The following is a 19244-nucleotide window of genomic DNA, read 5'->3' on the forward strand; positions in this document are numbered from 1 at the left end:
CGACCGTGGTGCGCTTTCGGCGCACTCGGCCGGGTGTCGGCGTCCGGCGACTCAGGCCGTGTCGATTCCACCCGCCTGCGGCACCGACCGGGCACCGATGAGACGTGCGATCAACGGAAAAAGCAGGACCGTGGTGGCTCCCGCGGCCACCAGTAGCGACGCCTTTGTCGGAGACATCAGTTCGGCGTCGACGGCCGCCTGTGTCACCGCCACGATGATCGGTAGTCCGGTGGCGGCATAGAGGGCCAACTGCACGCGTTCGCGTGGCGGTACCACCGCAGCGTCCCTGCCCACGAAGCGTTCGGCGAACCACACCGGCACGCCCCGGGCCACCCCGATACCCAGCACCAGGACCACCCACCCCAACGGGTTACCGGTGACCGCGCGCGGATCGATGCCCATTCCGGAAGTGACGAAGAACAGTGGGATCAACAAGCCGAATCCGATGACCTCCAACGACCGGGCGATCACCGGATACTGCTCACCGATGAGCCACCGGAGGATGCCGCCGGCGGCAAAGGCCCCGAGCACCACGTCGAGGTCGAACACCGCGGCGATCGCCATCAGCGCCAGCAACAACAACAGCACCACCCGAATGGGCAGCTGGGTGGTACCGCCACCGAGTTCCACCGCCACCCGACGCACACCGGGAACACGGGCGGCCAACCTGCGGGGCACCACCGCCAGCAGTACCGTCGCCACACCGAACAGCGCGATCACCACCACGGCGGCCACCACGCTCCGACTGGTCAGCAGCAATGACATCGCCAGGATCGGCCCGAGTTCACCGATCGCGCCGTGCGCCATCACCCCACGCCCCAGCGAGGTGCCCAGCAGATTGTCGGCCTTGAGGATCGGTAGGAGTGTGCCCAGCGCGGTGGAGGTCATCGCGATGGCCACCGCCACGTCCTGGGAGAAATTGATCGACAGCAACAAGCCGACCACCGCTCCGGCCAGCACGAGACTGACCAACCAGGTGATCCCCGCAACCGCTCCGGGCCGGCCTCGCAAGAGGTCCGGATCGAGTTCGTACCCGGCCAGCAGGAACAGCATGCCCAGGCCCAGCTGGCTGAGCACCGCGATCTGATCGGGATCGGTCCACCCCAGCATGTGCGGCCCCAGCACCACCCCAACGGTCAGCAGCACCACGACCTCCGGCACGAAGCCCCGGCAGGCGCGGGCGATCAGCGGGGCCAGCACTGCGGCCAACGCCACCCAGAAAAGGGTCAGCACCGCCGACGACGACGATTCCGAGGCAGCGAGCACGATCACCCGCTCATCCTGCCGCACGGTGCCCTCGACGTGACATTGGGTCATCGAGAAGGTGCGCCGCCCGGTCGACACCCGAATAGGCTCTCCCCATGGAGCCCACCGGACGATCGGCGCACGGAGTACCCGGTGCACCCATTGTGGCCGCAACCGTTGAGGGCGCAGCGGATGACACCGGTCCCCTTCAGGTGAGCGACGACGACCGCGCGCATCTGTCGATGTCACTGCTGATGACGCCCGGCATGGCCAACTTCACCGGAAACGTCCACGGCGGCACACTTCTCAAGCTGCTCGACGAAGTGGCCTACGCCTGCGCCAGCCGGTATTCGCGTCGCTATGCCGTCACGCTGTCGGTGGACCGGGTGATCTTCCGCGAACCGATCCGGGTGGGCGAACTGCTCATTCTGTCGGCGTCGATCAACTACACCGGGCGAACGTCGATGGAGGTGGGCATCCGGGTGGAGACCGAGAACATTCACACCGGGGTACGCCGACACACCAATAGCTGCTACTTCACGATGGTCGCGATGGATGACGACGGCCGCCCCCATCCGGTGCCGTCGTTGCAACCAAGAACCGCCGACCAGAAGCGTCGATTCCGGGAGGCCGAGCAACGACGCGCGGCCTGGCGCTCAGCGCAGTGACACACCCCGGTACCGCGCCGACGACATCGCATCTGTTGACGGTCCGCGCCGACAGCACTTAGCGTTTTGGGCGAGGCCGGATCACAGGGAATGACGGCCCATCAGCCCCCTAGTCCCTGGCGGTGTCCCATGCACACACGACTGTTCCGGCGCGCGCAGACCCGGGTGGTGGTCGCCCGATGAGAGTCGCCTTGTTCGCGACCTGTTTCAACGACACGATGTGGCCGAACACCCCACGTGCAACGGTGCTTCTTCTCGAACGGCTCGGTGTCGAGGTGGAGTTCCCGATCGAACAGACCTGTTGCGGTCAGATGTTCACCAACACCGGCTACGCCCAGGAGGCGATCGCGGGCGTGCGGCAGTTCGCCGACGTGTTCGGCGACTACGACGCGGTGGTGGCACCGTCGGGCTCGTGTGTCGGGTCGGTCCGTCATCAGCACGCCGACGTGGCCGACCGCACCGGTGACCGCTCGTTGCGCGCGGCCGTGGATGTGTTGGCGCCCAAGTTCTTCGAGCTCAGCGAGTTCCTCGTCGATGTGCTCGGCGTGACCGATGTGGGTGCCTACTTCCCGCACCGCGTGACCTACCATCCCACCTGTCATTCATTGCGGATGCTGCGGGTGGGCGACAAACCGTTGCGCCTGTTGCGCGAGGTGAAGGGCATCGACCTGGTGGAACTGCCTGGCGCCGAGCAATGTTGCGGGTTCGGCGGTACGTTCGCGATGAAGAACGCCGACGTCTCGGTGGCCATGGGCGGCGACAAGGCCGGTCACGTGAAGGATACCGACGCGGAAGTGCTTGTGGCCGGAGACAATTCATGTCTGGCTCATATCGGCGGGCTACTGTCCCGGGAGCGGTCGGGGGTGCGCACCATGCATCTCGCGGAGATTCTGGCGTCCACCGAGAAGGAGCCGGCATGACCACCTCCGCGCGCCCGCACACCACCGGGATCGATCACCCCCACGTCGGGGTCACCTCCACCTTCGTCGGGATGCCGAAGTTCCCCGCCGCGGCCAGGACGGAGTTGGCAAACACCACCCAGCGCCGGAATCTGGCCCACGCCACCGGGATCATCCGCGACAAGCGAGCCGAGGTGGTCGACGAACTCGACAACTGGGAACAGCTCCGGCTGGCCGCGGAAGCAATCAAGAACCGGACGCTGCGCCACCTCGACACCTACCTCGAAGAGTTCGAGGCCAAGGCCACCGCCGCCGGTGCCACCGTGCACTGGGCGTCGGACGCCGCCGAGGCCAATCGCATCGTCGTCGACCTCGTCCGCGCGTCGGGCGCCGACGAGGTGGTCAAGGTGAAATCCATGGCCACCCAGGAGATCGAACTCAACGAGGCCCTCGCCGCAGCCGGCATCGACGCCTGGGAGACCGATCTCGCCGAACTGATCGTGCAGCTCGGCGACGACTGGCCCAGCCACATCCTGGTACCCGCCATCCACCGCAATCGCGCCGAGGTGCGCGAGATCTTCCTGCGGCGCATGAAGGAGGTGGGGCGCCCGGCACCGACCGACCTGTCCGACGACCCGAAGGCGCTCGCCGAGGCGGCCCGGCTGCACCTGCGCGAAAAGTTCCTGCGCGCCAAGGTCGGGATCAGCGGCGCCAACTTCGCCGTCGCCGACACCGGCAGCCTGGTGGTGGTCGAATCCGAGGGCAACGGACGCATGTGCCTGACCCTGCCGGAAACCCTGATCTCGGTCGTCGGCATCGAGAAGATCCTGCCCACCTGGGCAGATCTGGAAGTGTTTCTGCAGGTGCTGCCGCGCTCGAGCACCGGGGAGCGGGAGAATCCGTACACGTCGATCTGGACCGGGGTGACACCCGGCGACGGGCCGCAGAACGTGCACATCGTGCTCCTCGACAACAACCGGAGCACGGTACTGGCCGACCAGGTGGGCCGCGCCGCACTGCGCTGCATCCGATGTTCGGCATGCCTCAACGTGTGTCCGGTGTACGAACGCACCGGCGGGCACGCCTACGGCTCGGTGTATCCGGGGCCGATCGGCGCCATCCTCACCCCGCAGTTACGTGGCACGTCATCGAAGGTCGACCAATCCCTGCCGTATGCGTCGAGTCTGTGCGGGGCGTGCTTCGACGTGTGCCCGGTCCGCATCCCCATCCCGGATCTGTTGGTGCATCTGCGAACCCGGGTGGTCGACGAGCACCGTGGCGGCCTCCCTTCGGCGGAAGCGGCCGCGATGAAGGCCATGGAGGTGGTGTTCGGCGATCACCGTCGCCTCGAGGCGGCGCAGAAGGCGGCCACCACGAGTCACCGGTTCTTCGGCGCGCGCCGAACCCTGGGTGCGTTGCCGTGGCCGATGACGCCGTGGTCGAGTGCCCGCGACACCCCGGTGCCACCCGCCGAGACATTCCGCGACTGGTGGAAACGCGAGCGCGGCAACCGGAACGGAGACCAGCGATGAGTGCGCGGGCCGACATTCTGGGCCGTGTGCGTGCGGCGCTCGCCGATGTACCCGCCGGAGACGCGACTCTCGTGGACTGGTCCTATGGTGAGCCGGTGAGCACCGGCGACCTGGGTCTGGTGGATCGGTTCGCCGAGCGCGTCGCCGACTACAAGGCCGTCGTGGAGCGGGTGAGCACCGACCGGCTCGCCGAGCACGTCGGCGCGGCACTGGATGCCGTCGACGGACCGGTGCTGGCCGACGCAACGGTACGCACACTGCTGGGTGCCGCAGCCGACGGCGTGACGTCGTGGATCACCGACGACGACCTGTCGGCTGCCGCACTCGACGGCGTCGGCGCGGTGGTGACCACCGCCGCCGTCGGCATCGCCAACACCGGCACCATCGTGCTCGATCACGCTGCCGGACAAGGGCGTCGGGCGGTGACCCTGGTTCCCGACGTGCACATCTGCCTCGTGGCAGCAGAGCAGATCGTCAGCGACGTCCCCGAAGCCGTCGCCCGTCTCGTCGAGCAGGGCTCTGCGGGCCGGCCGCAAACCTGGATCAGCGGCCCGAGCGCGACGAGCGACATCGAACTCGACCGGGTCGAGGGAGTGCACGGGCCCCGGGCACTGCACGTCATCGTGGTCACCGACCCGGCTTGACGAAATACCCGGCATGACGAAATACCCGGCATGACGAAATACATGGACCCCTCACCGGGTTGAGGGGTCAATGACCGAGGGAATCCGTTTCGGCGTCAACCTGATGGGAACCGGCACCGGGGAGCAGTTTCGCGCGCAGGTGAGATCGGTTGCCGACGCGGGCGCCGACGTCGTTCTCGTACCCGACCATCTGGGTCTCATCGGCCCGGCACCCGCCCTGGTGGCCGCTGCAGCCGAGGCGCCGGAACTGCGGGTGGGTACGTTCGTGCTCAATGCGCCGTTCTACTCGCCCGCGCTACTCACCCGCGACCTCGCCACCGTCGACCAGTTGACCGGCGGACGATTGGAGATCGGATTGGGCGCCGGATATGTCGAGTCCGAATTCGACACCGCCGGAATCCCATTCGGGCGTCCGGGGCAACGCATCGCACACCTGGAGACCACAGTGGATCAGCTGCGGGCGGCCTTCGACGACCCGACGGCGTCGCCACCCTTCGCCCAGCCACACCCGCCGATCATGATCGCCGGGATCGGCGACCGGATGCTCTCCCTCGCGGCGCGCAAGGCCGACATCGTGGCGCTGTCGAATCTGCCGACGGTCGACGCGGCTGCTGGAACGGGCCGCCCACGTGCGCGCGGCGGCCGGCGAACGGTTCGACGAGATCGAACTCAACGTGATCGTCTTCGATCTCGCGGTGGGCCGCGAGACGGATGTGTCGGCGCTGCGCGGCTGGAACCCCGATCTCGACGACGACGCCCTGCGCGAATCGGTGAATCTCCTGCACGGCACTGCCACTCAGGTCGCCGAGCGCATCACACGCCTTCACGAACTCGCCGGCGTGTCCTACTTCACCCTCATCGAACCCTCACCCGCCGACGTCGACGCACTCAGCGAGGTGATCGCGCTCGTCCGCGCGGCCTGAGCGGCCGGGCGGAGAACCGACTCACCCCGCGGGTCCGGTCAGGCGTCGGGGTTGGATTCGCCTGCGGACCCGGTGTCGGGGTCGTCGACCGGGCGGGCGATGGCGTCGTCGATGGGCACCGCGATGTCCAGCGCGCTCACCGCGATGCCGTAGGGCAGGAAGCGGACGCGACGATGCGGGTCGGTGTTGCGCTGGTTGGCGCGCAGTGCGTCGATCTCGGTGGCGAAGACCTGCTCGACGCGTGCGCCGCCGTCGACGTCGGTGACGAAGACCGCCCACACCCCCGACCCGGTGTCACCGGTGGTCTCGGGTTCGGGTCGGCGCGCCCGGGTGCGTTGCGCACCACCCTGGTCGAAGATCGCCGAGAAGGCACTCACACCGCCCGGGGTGTCGAGGAAGCGACCGACCATGTCGCGCAGGCCGTCACCTGCCTCACGGGCGAATCTGTCGAAGTCGTCCGGATCGAACCCGAAAGGTCCGTTGTTGCCTGCCATCGTCTACCTCCTGTGCCCGCGCGCTCGAACGCGGCTGCTGGCTACCAGTGTGGCGACGACGACGCCACTTCGCCACCATCGACCGACGATATCGGCGTCGCCGCACCTCACCAGCGGTAATCGAGGAACTTGCCGTCGAAGGTGATCACCACGCGGTCGCCGTCGGGATCGGGTCGGCGCGCGATGTCGACCCTGAAGTTGATCGCACTCATGATGCCGTCACCGAACTCCTCGTGGATCAGTTCCTTGAGGGCCGGACCGTACACGGCCAACGCCTCGTAGAGGCGATAGATGGTCGGGTCGGTGGCCAGATCGTCGTCGCGGACCCGCGCGGGTTGTTCCGCAGACTCTCGGCCACCCCCTCGCCCAATCCCAGCATCTCGCAGACGAGTTCGGCCTTCTCGGCGGGCACCGGATGCTGGCCGAGTAGCGCCGCCACCGTCCAGACCACCGGTGCGTCGATCCGTTCGGCGATGTCGTTCCAGCTCAGACCCGCGCGGATACGGGCGGCGACGATCAGCTCGGCGGCGTCGGACTTCTTCATGATGGGTGCGTTCACCAGGGCTCCTCACGGAAATGGGATGCGGACACCTCCACCCTCGCCGCTGCACACGGTGACCGCCAGTCGAGGCTGTCACCGGCGGTCCGGGTTCCCGCGGGGGGTATCTGTTTCCGCGGGTGGTATCTGTTCGCGCGGGCTGTCGACGGTTCGCGTGATCGGAGAAGGCCCGCGGGACTCCGCGCCGTTGTCGGCGGTTTGTTCAATGGTTGTTACGAAGCCACCGGGTGACCCGTGTCAGCGGCCAGGTGGTGACGATCCGGTCCGGGTCGATGCCGAGTCGTTCGGCACGTTCGGCGCCGAGAGCCTTGAACTCGAGCTGGCCCGGCGCGTGCGCATCGGAATCGACGGCGAACAGGCAACCCAGGTCGCGGGCGAGTTCGATCAGATCATCGGGCGGGTCCACCCGCTCGGGCCGGGAGTTGATCTCCACGGCGGTATCGCTGTCCGCACACGCCGAGAAGACCTGGTGCGCATCGAATCTCGACGGTTCGCGGTGTCCGCGACCGGTGAGCACGCGCCGCCCGGTGCAGTGGCCGAGTACCCGTACCCGCGGATTGCGCACCGCCGCGACCATGCGGCGGGTCATCGGCGCGGCGTCCATCTTCAACGCGGAATGCACCGACGCGGTCACCACGTCGAGACGGTCGAGCATCTCGTCGGACTGATCGAGGGTGCCGTCGTCGAGGATGTCGACCTCGATACCGGTCAACAGCACGACGCCCGAGCCGGCGCGATCGTGACGCTCGATCTCCGCGATCTGCCGTTCAAGCCGTTCGACGCTGAGTCCGTTGGCCACCGTCAGGCGCGGCGAGTGGTCGGTGATCGCCAGCCATTCCTGTCCGAATGCGGTTGCCGCGGAGGCCATCTCCTCGATGGAGGCGCCACCGTCGCTCCAGTCGGTGTGTGCGTGCAGGTCACCGCGGAGCAGCCGGTAGAGGTCCGCGCCGCCGTCGGCAACAGCCGGCGCACCGGCTTGGAGCTCGGCGAGCCGGGCGGGCACACGTCCCGAGATCGCCGACGCGATCACCTCTGCGGTGGACGTGCCGACGCCGGGCAGGTCGGTCAACGAACCCGCAGCGGCACGCTGGTCGAGTTCCCCGGCGGGCAGTGCGGACACGGTGCGGGCGGCACGCCGGAACGCCTCCACCCGGTAGGTGCTCTGCCGGTCACGCTCGAGCAGCCACGCGATACGGGTGAGCGCATCGACCGGATCGACGGGCGCGGCGAGCGGTGGCAATGCCCTCATGGTGGTGAGGGTAGTCGCCGGTCATCCGACGGTGATCGCGTCGAGCCTCTCCTTGATGAAGTCGCCCGCCGTCACCGGCGGCCGGCCGGCTTCCCGGCCCAGCGGGGGTTCGAGCGGTGTGACGACGGCGTCGTGATCGAGCTCGTAGAAGTAGATGAGCGACACGAGGTCTTCTTCCGGCGTCTCCGGTTGCGGTGGCAGCACGCGGTGGCGGCCCGCCGGCCAGCGACCACCCGACCAGTATTCGAGCAGGTCGCCGATGTTGATGGTCAGTGCCGCGGGATCGTAGGGGGAGTCGGCCCAGCCGCCCTGCTCGCTGTAGACCTGCAGTCCACCGGCGCCCGGTTCGCGGTCCAGGACGGTGACCGTGCCGAAATCGGTGTGCGGTCCGATCCGGAACTGCCCGGGTTCGGGGGCACCGACCACGGTCATCGGCGGGTAGTGGTTGATGTTGGAGGTCCAGGTGGCGTTGGCGGCGAGCCCGCGGAACGGGTTGCGCTCACCGGCGAGACCGAGCGACGCCGCCATCAGGGCGAGCAGGTCGTCGGACAACGCCTTCATCTGGGTTGTCCACGCGGTGAACAGCTGTCGCAGTGCGGGCGCCTCGGCGGGCCAGACGTCGGGGGCGAACCAGAAGTCGTCGACCTCTGGGACGCCGACGGGGGTCTGCGCGCCGGAGTTGTAGGTCTCCTTGAGATCTGGTGGTGTCTCGGTGCCCTCGGCGTAACCGTTGGCCTCCATACCCGGGCCGATCCACCCGCGCCCGCCCACACCGACGGCGTACTGTTCTTTCACCTCGCTGGGCAACGCGAAGAAGTCACGCGCGGCGGCGCGCAGCGCGGCGGGCAGCGCCGGGTCGATGCCGTGCCCGGTCACCAGCAGGAAACCTGCCCGCTGCAGCGATTCGTCGACCGCGGCGCACACCGCATCGGCGGGCGCGCCTCCCGCACGCCACTGTGCGAGATCGACGGTGAGGATGGGGCCGGCGGTGCCCGACGCCGAAACGCTCATCGGATCTCCGTTTCCGCGACGCCGATGTCCTCGTTCCACAGGGCGGGGCGTTCGGCGATGAAGTCGGTCATCATCGACACGCACCGCGGGTCGTCGACAACGGTCACATCCACCCCCAGCTCACGAAGCCACTCCTCGCCTCCCGAGAACGTCCGGTTCTCCCCGATCACCACCGCGCCGATGCCGAACTGACGGATGAGTCCGCTGCAATACCAACAGGGCGCCAGCGTGGTGACCATGATCGTCGACGAGTAGTCGCGTTGCCGGCCCGCAGCCCGGAAGGCATCGGTCTCACCATGCACCGACGGATCGTCGTGTTGCACGCGGCGATTGCGGCCCTCGCCGAGGAGTGTGCCGTCGGTACCGAACAGTGCGGCGCCGATCGGGATTCCGCCCTCGGCCAACCCCTGTCGGGCCTGGCGGTAGGCGACGTCGACGAGTGCCGAGACGTCCAGCAGGGCGAAAACGTCTGCACCGGCGGGCGTGCGACCCAGATCGACGGGACGGTCAAGGGACATGATGTGAGCGTGCCGCGCACCGTCGGTCGCGGCAACCGACAGTCCGTCGTGTCGCGGAGCGATGCCGACGTGCATATCGTCAGTGCATGTCCATCGCGGAATCTGTCCCGGAATCACCACCGCATCACGCCACCGGCGCGACGCTACAGCGAATCGTCGACGAGTTCCTGGTGGGCGCCGACCCGCATGTGCTCACCGCCCACGACCGTCTCGACGTGGTGGTCAACTGGGTGCATTCGAGTGAGATCTTCGAGATCGGGCCGCTGCTGGCCGGCGGCGAACTGCTGCTCACCACGGGTCTGGGATTGGCCGGCCTCGACGCGGGCACCCGCAGGCACTATGTACGCGATCTGGCCGAACGCGGTGTGGCCGGACTGGCCTTCGAGGTGGGCCGCACCTTTGACGCCGTGCCCGACGAGATGGTCCGGGAGGGGTCGTCGTGCCGCTTGCCGATCATCGAACTGCGGCGCGTCCTACCGTTCATCGAGGTGTGCCGACAGGCCAACACCGCCATCGTCTCCGGTGAGCTCTCCGATCTGCGGGCCCGGGGCGCACTCGACGCCGAACTGCACCGCGACCTCGGCGCGTCGAACGGGGTGGCCCTCATGCTCGAACACGTCTCGGATGCCGCGCGGTGTCCGATCGTGCTGGTGGGTGGGGGTGGTGCCCTGCTCGCCGCGCACGGGGTGGACGACGACCGCTCCGCGTGGCGGATGGTGGACACCGCGTCGGCCTCGGCGCCGGTCACGGTGCGCGGACGAGAGATCGCACGGGTGATCGCCGGCCGGGCACCCGATTCGGTGCGAACAGAACTCGTTGCGGCACTTCTCGATTGCGCCTGCGGCCCGATCGGCACCGCGCTGTCGCGGTCGGGCACGTCGCGGTCGGCGGTCGGCGAACGGCTGATCGAGGAACTGCTGGCCGCCCGGCCGATCCGACGTGCCGACCTGTATTCACGATTGGGCGTGTCCGGGGTGTCGGTATCCGCCTCGTCGCACCTGATCCCGATCAGCGCCGATTCTCCCGACCCGCGGATGGCCGAGGTTCTGCTCGCCGACGCGCTGGCCCCCGACGCGGCATCGGGGATCGGTGGCACCGTGCGCGCCACCGTGGACGCCACGGTGCAGGCGGTGGTGGTGGTCGCCGGGGGCGAGGCGTCCGACGACGCGGTGGAACGTGTGGCGCGCGCGCTCACGCGGCGGGCCACCACCAACGGCCGGGTCACCGTGGTGGTCGGCGACGTCGTCCGCCCCGCAGGTCTGGGACCGGGTGCGGCCGTGGCACGTGCGGTGGGGCACTCACTGCGGACCTGTTCGGATCGGCTGGGGATCGCAGTGGATCTGGTGCGCGACGGCGCGTCGACCGCGCGGGTGTTCACCGCCCGCTCGCTGGTGGCCGAGGCCGCGATGCGACACGCCGGGTCGGCGACGCGCGCGGAACTGGCGGCGCTCATCGCGCCGCTCATCGCTCACGACGCCGTCGCGTCCACCCGCCTGGCACCCACACTGGAGGTACACCTACGCAACGGGTGCAGTGCCACCCGGTCGGCGGAGGTGCTTCATGTGGGTCGCCAGAGCCTGTATCAGCGCCTCGACCGAATCCGGGGGCTTCTCGGGTTCGATCCGACCGAGCCCGACATGTATGCGCCGATGTTACTGGCGTTCAGCGCATCACGTGCCGATGGAGCGGTTCGCGAGTCCGGCGCGAAAGACCACTGACCGAAAGGCGTGCTGCGTCGGCGCATGGATCGGGGCCCGATCCGACGTGCCTCTCCGTCGGACCGGGCCCCGGGCTCATGCGGGCGACGCGGCGCTATCCGTAGACGCGCACCGACTCCTCCACCTTCTTGCGGGCGAGGATCAGATATGCCACGAACGCGATCGCGAATCCGGCGAACGCGCCGATATCGCCGAGTTCGGGGACCTGCCGGACCACGTAGCCGACGAACTTGGTCTGATTGCAGAAGAGCAGCACCGACCCGACCAAGCCGATCACGAAGGCGGCGAATCCGCCCCAGTTCGCATACCGGGTGTCGTAGAGCAGAGCCAGCGAGGGCGGTTCCTTACGCAGCACCCGGTCGGCGAACACCACCCCGAGCCACGGCCCGATCCAGTACGCGACCAGCAGCAGGAACGCCTCGTACGAGGCGGCCGCGTCGGCCAGCGCCCACCAGGCCACCAGGAATCCGACCACACCGAAGAACACGGTCACCAGCGCCCGCTGCGTGCGCATCGGCAGCCTGAATCCCATGGTGACGAACGCCATCGCGCCGGAGTAGATGTTGATCGCGTTGGCGGCGACCGCCCCCACCGCGATCGCGAGCAGCGTGAGATCGGCGATCAGCGTCGGCAGGTTCGCGGTGAACGCCTCGGTCGGATTGTCCGAGGTGGGCTCCCCGATGGTCGCCGATGCGGCACCGACGAGCATCAGGAAGGTGCACGAGACGAACAAGCCCGCCGACGCCGACAGCCCGGTGTGCAGTTTCGAGACCGTCGGGGGCAGGTAGCGGGTGTAGTCGGCGGCGTAGGGCGTCCAGCCGGCGGTGTAGCCGAACGACGCGCCCACCGTCAGCCAGAACCCGGCCATCGAGAATCCGCCGCCACTGGCCGGAGCGTTGACATGCGACTTGCTGAAGATGATGACGGCGCCGATCACGAAGATGATGGCCAGCAGTGGCGCGGCGATCCGCTCGAAACGCTGCACCAGATTGTGGCCGAAGAACGCGAATGCGGTCTGTGCCACCACGATCACGATCAACCCCACGAGCGGGGTGAATCCGAACAGCGTCGACAGCGCGAACGCCCCACTGACGCTGTTGGTGGCAAACCAGCCGACTCCGCACATCACGGCCATGAATGTGGCAGGCAGGATGTTGCCGCGATATCCGAATGCCAACCGCCCCAACACCATCTGCGGCACACCGTGCAGCGGACCCTCGGCCGAGAGCAGGTAGTGCGCGACGGCGGCCAGACCGTTGCCGAGCACCATCGCGGCCACCGCCTGCCAGAACGACAGACCGAACACCGCGACCGCGAGGACCCCGACGAAGATGGTCGCGAATTCGAGGTTCGGCGCTGTCCACGTCCAGAACAGTCCCCGGGGTTTGCCGTGGCGCGCCTCGAGCGCGATCGGCTCACTGCCACCGGGTTCGACGGCGAGGACCTTCTTGCCGTATCCGAGTTGTGAGACGGTCGGGTCGGCGTTGTCGGTGGGTGCGCCAATGGTCATGGCCGATACTGTGCTGCCCATCACCCCCGCGGGCAACCGACGAAGTGTCGGTTGCCGAACCGGCAATCGGCGACAGATCGACGCGTCAGTCGACGCAGGGCACCCCACCGTCGGCGGTGACCGCTCCCCCGGTGTCGGGTTGGGGTCCCGCCGGATCGGGGACGGACGTGGACGTGGAGTCGGCGGCCGCGGAGGCGCCCGCCGCTGCGGTCCCCGCACCCGTTGCCGTCGGCGCCGCGACGGGCATCCCGAACGCGGTCTGGACCAGCGTGCGGATCTGATCGGTGTCGACGATGTTGACGTCCTCACCGTCGAGGGTGTCGTAACGCTCGACCGGCAGCGTGCGGAAACTGATGCGCTGCCCGGTCGGCGCCAGCATCTGCTGACCCCAGGGCAGCAGATCCCACTTGTCGGACAGCACGACATCTCGGTTCAGCGCGCTCATCAGACGGTTCAGCTGTCCCGGATCGGTCAGCATGCCGGTGCTCTGCATGCGGTGCAACACCGACAGCAGGAACGCCTGCTGGCGGTGGGTGCGGTCGAGGTCGCCGTTGTCGAGGCCGTGACGTTGCCGTACGAAGGCGAGCGCCTGCGAAGCGTTGAGATGCCGGCGGCCGGCCGGGAATCGTGCGCCCGAGTAACTGTCGTGCACCGGGTGATTGAGACAGACGTCGATGCCGCCGAGCGCCTGGGCGACGTCGTAGAAGCCGACGAGGCTGACCTCGGCGAAACGGTCGATCGGGACCCCGGTGAGCGCCCGGACCGTCTGCAGGGTCGATGCCCGGCCGGCCTCGCGACCACGGGACTCCAGCGTCTGCGGGTCGGTGATGCCCTGGTCGAGTAGTTGCTGCTCGACGATCGCCTTGCGGCGTCCGTAGGCCTCCTTGATCTTCGCCCGCGGTACGTCGACATCGTCCACGGTCACCAGATCGTCTCGCGGTATCGAGAACGCGACGATGTTCTTCCGGTCGGCGGGGATGTGCACCAGGATCAACGTGTTCGTGTTGTAGCCACCGTTGTCGCTGCCACCGGCGTGGAGTTGCGCAAGGACCTCGGGTGACAGGTCGTTGCCGTCGGCATCCTTCCGGGTGTCCAGGCCCATCAGGAGGATGTTCTCCGCACCGCCGCCCGACGTCGGCGCCGACCCCAACGCAGCCGAACGCCCGAAGCCCGTCGACACCTGATGCGCCGCACCCCACGCGACCCCGACGAACCCGAGCACGGTGACCGAGCACAGCGCCACCGCCACCCGCGCGGCTCCGACGGCCTTGCCCACGCCCGGACGGCGTCGTTTCCGGGTCGCCGCGGATTCCGGGCGGCTGCGCAGCGCCGGTGCCATACGGTGCTGCACCTGATCCGACGGGCCGGGTGGCGAGCCCACGGGGCCGGCCGACGCGGCGCGGGCCACCTCGCCGGCGGTGAGTCGCCGCCCGTTGGGCGCGCGGTAGCGGGAAACAGAACGCGACCCGGCATTCCGATCGTGCATCCGCTCTCCGCTCGCTCTGCCCTCCGCTCGCTCTGCACGGAACGGGCGCTCCGCCGGATGGGGAGACTACGGCGGACTCCTGTGAGTGCACTGAGCACACGACAAACTTCTCCACCCGGACAGCCCCATCTTCGCCACCCGGACAGCCCGGTCGCAGAGGCACATCCGACGGTTGGTGTTCTGTCAGGAAACCGACCATTGTGTTCTGACACTCTTCTCAGAGATCGTCGGCACAGTGGTCGCGTGAGCAACGAACGATCCGACGAGGGCCCCACGGCACCTCTCACCGGGCCCCACACGCGGCCCGACGCGCACGTCCCGGCCGACCACTCCGGTTGGCGCAGCACGTACTTCGACCAGGGCGCCGGCCCTGTACCGCCGTCGCACCAAGCAGCGTCGACGTATTATTCTGCACCGCAACCTGTTTCGCCTCGACACGGCACCGCGCGAACGATCGTGGCAACCGCCCTGCTCGCCGGACTCATCGGCGGCAGCGTGGGCGCCGGGGGGTACGCCCTGCTCGATCACGGTTCGTCGGGCAGTGCACCGGTGATCGCGTCGGCGCCCGCGGCGGCCACCCCGGCCGTCGACGCCAAGCCCGGTTCCATCACCTACGCAGCTCAGGTGGCGTCGCGTTCGACCGCCGACATCAAGGTCGCGACGTCGCAGGGCACCGCCGTCGGCAGCGGCATCATCCTCTCCCCCGACGGTTACGTCCTGACCAACAACCACGTGGTGGCCGGAGCCGGTGACCGAAGCACCATCGAGGTGACCACCCCGGACGGGAAGACGTATCCGGCGACGGTCAAGGGCACGTCCCCCTCCTATGACATCGCGGTGATCAAACTCGACGGGGCGTCGGGATTGACCCCGGCGGCGATAGGCGATTCCAGCACCCTGCAGGTCGGTGAGCAGGTGGTGGCCGTCGGCAGCCCGGAGAACCTCTCGAACACGGTGACCTCCGGCATCGTCAGCGCGCTCTCGCGCACCGTGACCGCGGCCGACGAGCAGGGCGGTTCGGTCACGGTCTACAACGGTCTGCAGACCGACACCCCGATCAACCCGGGCAACTCGGGAGGGCCGCTGGTGAATCTGCAGGGCCAGGTGATCGCGGTGAACTCGGCCGTCGACACCGGGCAGGCCGGCAGCGGCGGCCCGCAGGCATTCGGTCTGGGTTTCGCGATTCCCATCAACACCGCCAAGCGGGTGGCCAACGAACTCTTGCAGAACGGTCAGGCCACCAAGCCGGTGCTCGGTGTGTCGGGTTCGCTCGAATCCGCCCGCGGCGCAGCCGTGAACGGCGCCCGGGTCACCGGGGTACAAAGTGGTGGAGCAGCCGCCGACGCGGGCATCCGCGCGGGCGACGTCATCACGAAGGTGGGCGACGTGCCGGTCAGCAACTACGCCGATCTCATGGCCCAGATTCTCACCCATACCCCCGGGCAGACCATTCCGGTCACCGTCACCAGAAACGGCCGGACCGAAACCATGCAGGTGAAGCTCGGTGGTGCCGTCGACAAGCAACAGACGACGATTCCGGAGCAGAGCGGGTCGGGCGATTCGGGCGGCTCACCGCTCCCGTTCGGCGGTGACGGAGGCGGACTCGTGCCCTGATCGGCACCGCACCGGGACCAATGACCGCCTCATCGCCGCATACGGCCATGAGATGCTACGGGGATGACACTCCGTCGTCTGGTGATCTGCGCATTGATCGTGCTCACGGTTCTGGGGTCACTGGTGGGCGCGGGACGCGCCGAGGCGGCCACCTACCAGCGGGTGATGCTGGGCGGCTGCGGCATGCCCGCCACCGCGGTCGACATGTGGACCCGGCCGGGCAATTACAAGACGGTGATCGCGTTGTCGGGGCTGCGTGCCACGTCCACGGCGAGCGGCTGGAAGCTGCTGACCAACGTCGGGCGGATGGCCGACTCCGGGGTGAACGTGGTGGCCCCGGCCGGAGGCCTGGCCAGCTTCTACACCGACTGGGACGCCCCGCACAGCCTCAACTCGTTGCGATATCGCTACCTGTGGACGTGTCGACTCAACACCCTGGTGGCCATGCTGGACCGGCGCGGACTCGATGTCGGGCCCAGACACAAATACGCGATCATGGGGATCTCCATGGGCGGCAACGCCGCGCTCATCTACGGCGCCTATCACCGGGCGCGCATCTCGCACGCCTTCTCGATGTCGGGATTCCTGAATCTGTCCGCGCCGGGCATGCGGTCGGCCGTGCGTGCTGCGCTCTTCGACGCGGGCATCGAGGCAGGAGTGGGTCCGTTCAACTCCGACGACATGTGGGGACCACCGTGGAGCGGCCGGTGGCTCGACAACGATCCACTCGTCCAGGTTCCCCGGATGCACGGCATGAGAATCCGTGTGGCGGCGGGCTCCGCCCTGTGGGGAAATCGTGACGACAACGTCTCCAACTCCATCAAGGGCACACCGCTCGAAGCGCTCTCGCTCGCCCAGACCCGCGCCTTCGAGGTTGCCGCCCTGCTCGGGAGGCTGCCCATCACCACCGACTACCCGACGATCGGTACCCACAGCTGGGGGTACTGGGAGGAGATGACGTGGCGGGCCAAGAACTCCGGATGGTTCCACGACCGCTGAGCGGCACCCACGCGAGCGCACCGCAGACGGGAGGGTGTTCGGCATGAGTGCGAACTCCGAACGTCGGGCACTGCGGCTGAGCCTGGCGGCGACCGCCGTACTCGGCGGCGGCGCGGTGGTGTGGGGCGTCATCAGCGGTTCGAGTGTGGTGTTGTTCGACGGCATCTACATGCTCGCCGGAATCGCCCTGGTCGCGACGTCGATGCTGGCCGCGCGCGCCGCGGGCAGCGAACCCACCGCCGAATTCCCCTTCGGCCGGCATGGCGCGACCCCCCTCGCGGTGGCCCTGCAGGGTGCCGCGCTGCTGGCCACGCTGGTCTACGGCGCGGCCGATGCGGTCTCGGTCATCCTCAACGGCGGATCGAATGCGGCACCTGGTTCGGTGGCACTCTACGGAGCCGTCTCGGCATTGGTGTCGCTGCTCATCGTGCTGGCATTGCGCAGTCCGGCGAGCGTGTCGCAACTCGCAGCCGCCGAAATGGTGGGCTGGCGGGCGGGCACCCTGATGAGCCTGATGGTGGCGGTCGGCGGCGCAGTCGCGATCGCACTGCAGCGTTCCGGGGCCGACGCGGCAGCCGCCTACGTGGACCCCACACTGGTCCTGATCGCCACGGCGGGCGTGGCACCGATGGCGATCAAACTGGCCCGCCAAGGCATCCGCGAGTTGCTCGAGGCCGCGCCCCCACCCGAGATCGCCGGAATCATCAACGCCGCGGCCACCGACGCGGCCACCGAGTTCGGACTCACCGATCCGCTCGTCCGCTCCACCCGGCTCGGGCGCCGACTGTATGTGGAAGTCGACTTCCTCGTCGGTTCGGGGATCTGGCGGGTCGAGGACGAAGACCGGGTGCGCCGCTTCATCACCGACCGCCTCAAGGCCACCGACCATGAGGTGTGGGCGACGGTGGAACTGTCCACCGACAGGTCGCTGATCGAGGACTGACCGGGTTCACACGTATCGGCGTGCGATGTCGGCGACCTGTCGCCGATAACCCCCACCGAACACGACGGCATGCATCAGAATCATCGAGAGTTGGTGCAGTGCAACGCGGTCGGCCCATCCGTCGGCAAGCGGCACCGCCTCCCGGTAGCCGGCCAGGACATCGTCGAGAAACGAGAAGCCGAACAGGCCGAGCGCGGCGAGATCGGTCTCCCGGTGCCCCACGTGCGCGGACGGGTCGATCAGCACACATCCGCCCTCGGACCACAGCACGTTGCCCGACCACAGATCACCGTGCAGCCGGGACGGGGTGTCACCGGTGTCGAAGTCGCCGTCGCGTAGGCGTTCACACAGACGGTCGACGGCGGCATGGTCGGCGGCGGCGAGGCCCGCGTCGGGCAACAACGGCTGCAAACGCTCCTGCGCGTACATCTCCCCCCACGTGTCGTGGCCGTTGAGCGGCAGGTCGATGAGGTGCTCGTTGGGTCCCTGGTATCCCGGCCCCGACCAACCCGGCGGTCCCTGCCCCCACCGCATCCCGTCCACCGCGTGGGTGACGGCCAGCCCGCGGCCGAAGTCCGCCGCAGCTTTCGCCGTCGGCGCCGATGTGGTCACCCGCTGCTCGGTGAGTCCCGATTCGTCGCGCGACACCACCGCAACCACTGCGGCGCCGCCGGAGTCGATCGGCTCGGCAAGCCACTCGAGCCCGGCGACCTCCCACTGCGCCGGACGACCCGTCGTACGTTTGGTGAAAGTCTGGCCCATGACGTCCTTGCTACCCGCCGACCGGCGTGCCCGCCACGTCGATCGCATCGGCAGCGGACGAATGACCCTGACAGACATCCCGTCCCGGGGTTACCGTTACCCGCATGGAGGTACTACGCAGCGTCATAGCCCTGTTCCACATCGTGGGTTTCGCCGTCACGTTCGGCGCCTGGGCGGTCGAGGCGACGTCGCGTCGCAGACGCTTCATCCCGTTGATGGACTACGGCCTGTTGCTCTCGCTGCTCACCGGTGTCGCCCTGGCCTTCGAGTGGCCCGCGGGCGTCGAACTCGACTACCCGAAACTGTGGGTGAAACTGGCGATCCTCATCGTGATCGGCGCCGTCCTCGGCATGGGCGGTGCGCGTCAACGCAAGACGGGCACGGCGGTTCCGGCTGTCATGTTCTGGTCGGTGGGCGTGTTGTCGTTCGCCGCGGCGGCGATCGCGGTCATCTGGCGCTGACCCCTCCGA

The 19244-nt window shown here is 68.4% G+C and carries 18 protein-coding genes and 2 pseudogenes; 11 read left to right on the forward strand and 9 right to left on the reverse strand.

Annotated elements, in window-relative coordinates:
• Window positions 1-51: 51 nt before the first annotated feature.
• Window positions 52-1317 carry a cation:proton antiporter gene (locus tag ACWDSI_RS07090; protein ID WP_449756210.1) on the reverse strand — a complete coding sequence of 422 codons (1266 nt, stop codon included), beginning with the start codon at window positions 1315-1317 and terminating at the stop codon, window positions 52-54.
• A 170-nt stretch (window positions 1318-1487) separates the two neighbouring features.
• On the opposite strand from ACWDSI_RS07090, the gene ACWDSI_RS07095 reads away from it, so the two are divergent.
• From ACWDSI_RS07095 to ACWDSI_RS07120, 6 genes and pseudogenes are all read left to right on the forward strand, one after another.
• Complete coding sequence (locus ACWDSI_RS07095) at window positions 1488-1913, forward strand: acyl-CoA thioesterase (protein WP_449756211.1); 426 nt, start codon at window positions 1488-1490, stop codon at window positions 1911-1913.
• A 179-nt stretch (window positions 1914-2092) separates the two neighbouring features.
• Complete coding sequence (locus tag ACWDSI_RS07100) at window positions 2093-2833, forward strand: (Fe-S)-binding protein (protein ID WP_449756087.1); 741 nt, start codon at window positions 2093-2095, stop codon at window positions 2831-2833.
• Window positions 2830-4344, forward strand: a complete 1515-nt coding sequence (locus ACWDSI_RS07105) for a LutB/LldF family L-lactate oxidation iron-sulfur protein (RefSeq protein WP_449756088.1) — start codon at window positions 2830-2832, stop codon at window positions 4342-4344. Before ACWDSI_RS07100 ends, ACWDSI_RS07105 begins: the two co-directional genes overlap by 4 nt.
• On the forward strand, window positions 4341-4988 hold the full coding sequence (locus tag ACWDSI_RS07110) for a LutC/YkgG family protein (RefSeq protein ID WP_449756089.1): 648 nt from the start codon (window positions 4341-4343) through the stop codon (window positions 4986-4988). The genes ACWDSI_RS07105 and ACWDSI_RS07110 overlap by 4 nt, the downstream gene beginning before the upstream one ends.
• Before the next feature lie 103 nt (window positions 4989-5091).
• Window positions 5092-5595: pseudogene (locus tag ACWDSI_RS07115) on the forward strand (LLM class flavin-dependent oxidoreductase); the annotation flags it as partial.
• A 22-nt stretch (window positions 5596-5617) separates the two neighbouring features.
• Window positions 5618-5911, forward strand: a complete 294-nt coding sequence (locus ACWDSI_RS07120; RefSeq protein ID WP_449756090.1) for a hypothetical protein — start codon at window positions 5618-5620, stop codon at window positions 5909-5911.
• Window positions 5912-5949: 38 nt separating this feature from the next.
• On the opposite strand, the gene ACWDSI_RS07125 is transcribed toward ACWDSI_RS07120, so the two are convergent.
• The 5 genes and pseudogenes from ACWDSI_RS07125 to ACWDSI_RS07145 form a co-directional block, all read right to left on the reverse strand.
• The gene (locus ACWDSI_RS07125) at window positions 5950-6405 is read right to left on the reverse strand and encodes a hypothetical protein (RefSeq protein WP_449756091.1); all 456 of its coding nucleotides are present in this window, start codon (window positions 6403-6405) and stop codon (window positions 5950-5952) included.
• A 107-nt stretch (window positions 6406-6512) separates the two neighbouring features.
• Window positions 6513-6964: pseudogene (gene cynS / locus ACWDSI_RS07130) on the reverse strand (cyanase).
• A 202-nt stretch (window positions 6965-7166) separates the two neighbouring features.
• Window positions 7167-8213 carry a PHP domain-containing protein gene (locus tag ACWDSI_RS07135; protein WP_449756092.1) on the reverse strand — a complete coding sequence of 349 codons (1047 nt, stop codon included), beginning with the start codon at window positions 8211-8213 and terminating at the stop codon, window positions 7167-7169.
• 21 nt (window positions 8214-8234) lie between these two features.
• Complete coding sequence (locus ACWDSI_RS07140; RefSeq protein ID WP_449756093.1) at window positions 8235-9224, reverse strand: isopenicillin N synthase family dioxygenase; 990 nt, start codon at window positions 9222-9224, stop codon at window positions 8235-8237.
• Window positions 9221-9742 carry a nucleoside deaminase gene (locus tag ACWDSI_RS07145; protein ID WP_449745222.1) on the reverse strand — a complete coding sequence of 174 codons (522 nt, stop codon included), beginning with the start codon at window positions 9740-9742 and terminating at the stop codon, window positions 9221-9223. The genes ACWDSI_RS07140 and ACWDSI_RS07145 overlap by 4 nt, the downstream gene beginning before the upstream one ends.
• 86 nt (window positions 9743-9828) lie before the next feature.
• Between ACWDSI_RS07145 and ACWDSI_RS07150 the strand changes: the two genes are divergently transcribed.
• A complete protein-coding gene (locus ACWDSI_RS07150) occupies window positions 9829-11460 on the forward strand; it encodes a PucR family transcriptional regulator ligand-binding domain-containing protein (protein ID WP_449756094.1) in 1632 nt (543 codons plus the stop codon).
• A gap of 94 nt (window positions 11461-11554) precedes the next feature.
• Here ACWDSI_RS07150 and ACWDSI_RS07155 read toward each other — a convergent pair whose 3' ends face one another.
• On the reverse strand, window positions 11555-12970 hold the full coding sequence (locus ACWDSI_RS07155) for a purine-cytosine permease family protein (protein ID WP_449756095.1): 1416 nt from the start codon (window positions 12968-12970) through the stop codon (window positions 11555-11557).
• Window positions 12971-13055: 85 nt separating this feature from the next.
• Window positions 13056-14456: an LCP family protein gene (locus tag ACWDSI_RS07160; protein ID WP_449756096.1), complete on the reverse strand. Its 1401-nt coding sequence runs from the start codon at window positions 14454-14456 to the stop codon at window positions 13056-13058.
• Between the two features lie 243 nt (window positions 14457-14699).
• Here ACWDSI_RS07160 and ACWDSI_RS07165 point away from each other — a divergent pair, with 243 nt between their 5' ends.
• From ACWDSI_RS07165 to ACWDSI_RS07175, 3 genes are all read left to right on the forward strand, one after another.
• Window positions 14700-16070, forward strand: coding sequence for a S1C family serine protease (locus tag ACWDSI_RS07165; protein WP_449756097.1), 1371 nt, complete (start codon window positions 14700-14702; stop codon window positions 16068-16070).
• Between the two features lie 63 nt (window positions 16071-16133).
• Window positions 16134-17069: an alpha/beta hydrolase gene (locus ACWDSI_RS07170; protein WP_449756098.1), complete on the forward strand. Its 936-nt coding sequence runs from the start codon at window positions 16134-16136 to the stop codon at window positions 17067-17069.
• A 43-nt stretch (window positions 17070-17112) separates the two neighbouring features.
• Window positions 17113-18012, forward strand: coding sequence for a cation transporter (locus tag ACWDSI_RS07175; RefSeq protein WP_449756099.1), 900 nt, complete (start codon window positions 17113-17115; stop codon window positions 18010-18012).
• A gap of 6 nt (window positions 18013-18018) precedes the next feature.
• Here the strand turns inward: ACWDSI_RS07175 and ACWDSI_RS07180 are convergent, their stop codons facing one another.
• Window positions 18019-18774, reverse strand: a complete 756-nt coding sequence (locus ACWDSI_RS07180; RefSeq protein ID WP_449756100.1) for a fructosamine kinase family protein — start codon at window positions 18772-18774, stop codon at window positions 18019-18021.
• Window positions 18775-18878: 104 nt separating this feature from the next.
• Between ACWDSI_RS07180 and ACWDSI_RS07185 the strand changes: the two genes are divergently transcribed.
• Window positions 18879-19235 carry a Fe-S protein gene (locus ACWDSI_RS07185; RefSeq protein ID WP_449745230.1) on the forward strand — a complete coding sequence of 119 codons (357 nt, stop codon included), beginning with the start codon at window positions 18879-18881 and terminating at the stop codon, window positions 19233-19235.
• Window positions 19236-19244: the final 9 nt, after the last annotated feature.

Source organism: Gordonia sp. NPDC003429 (assembly GCF_053588575.1).

Excerpts from the sequence above, each read along its gene's own strand:
- ACWDSI_RS07095 (WP_449756211.1), top strand. The coding sequence starts at position 1,488 with ATGTCACTGCTGATGACGCCCGGCATGGCCAACTTCACCGGAAACGTC.
- ACWDSI_RS07150 (WP_449756094.1), top strand. The coding sequence starts at position 9,829 with ATGTCCATCGCGGAATCTGTCCCGGAATCACCACCGCATCACGCCACC.
- ACWDSI_RS07140 (WP_449756093.1), bottom strand. The coding sequence starts at position 9,224 with ATGAGCGTTTCGGCGTCGGGCACCGCCGGCCCCATCCTCACCGTCGAT.
- ACWDSI_RS07160 (WP_449756096.1), bottom strand. The coding sequence starts at position 14,456 with ATGCACGATCGGAATGCCGGGTCGCGTTCTGTTTCCCGCTACCGCGCG.
- ACWDSI_RS07170 (WP_449756098.1), top strand. The coding sequence starts at position 16,134 with ATGACACTCCGTCGTCTGGTGATCTGCGCATTGATCGTGCTCACGGTT.
- ACWDSI_RS07180 (WP_449756100.1), bottom strand. The coding sequence starts at position 18,774 with ATGGGCCAGACTTTCACCAAACGTACGACGGGTCGTCCGGCGCAGTGG.
- ACWDSI_RS07125 (WP_449756091.1), bottom strand. The coding sequence starts at position 6,405 with ATGGCAGGCAACAACGGACCTTTCGGGTTCGATCCGGACGACTTCGAC.
- ACWDSI_RS07155 (WP_449756095.1), bottom strand. The coding sequence starts at position 12,970 with ATGACCATTGGCGCACCCACCGACAACGCCGACCCGACCGTCTCACAA.
- ACWDSI_RS07175 (WP_449756099.1), top strand. The coding sequence starts at position 17,113 with ATGAGTGCGAACTCCGAACGTCGGGCACTGCGGCTGAGCCTGGCGGCG.
- ACWDSI_RS07105 (WP_449756088.1), top strand. The coding sequence starts at position 2,830 with ATGACCACCTCCGCGCGCCCGCACACCACCGGGATCGATCACCCCCAC.
- ACWDSI_RS07135 (WP_449756092.1), bottom strand. The coding sequence starts at position 8,213 with ATGAGGGCATTGCCACCGCTCGCCGCGCCCGTCGATCCGGTCGATGCG.
- ACWDSI_RS07100 (WP_449756087.1), top strand. The coding sequence starts at position 2,093 with ATGAGAGTCGCCTTGTTCGCGACCTGTTTCAACGACACGATGTGGCCG.
- ACWDSI_RS07090 (WP_449756210.1), bottom strand. The coding sequence starts at position 1,317 with ATGACCCAATGTCACGTCGAGGGCACCGTGCGGCAGGATGAGCGGGTG.
- ACWDSI_RS07185 (WP_449745230.1), top strand. The coding sequence starts at position 18,879 with ATGGAGGTACTACGCAGCGTCATAGCCCTGTTCCACATCGTGGGTTTC.
- ACWDSI_RS07145 (WP_449745222.1), bottom strand. The coding sequence starts at position 9,742 with ATGTCCCTTGACCGTCCCGTCGATCTGGGTCGCACGCCCGCCGGTGCA.
- ACWDSI_RS07110 (WP_449756089.1), top strand. The coding sequence starts at position 4,341 with ATGAGTGCGCGGGCCGACATTCTGGGCCGTGTGCGTGCGGCGCTCGCC.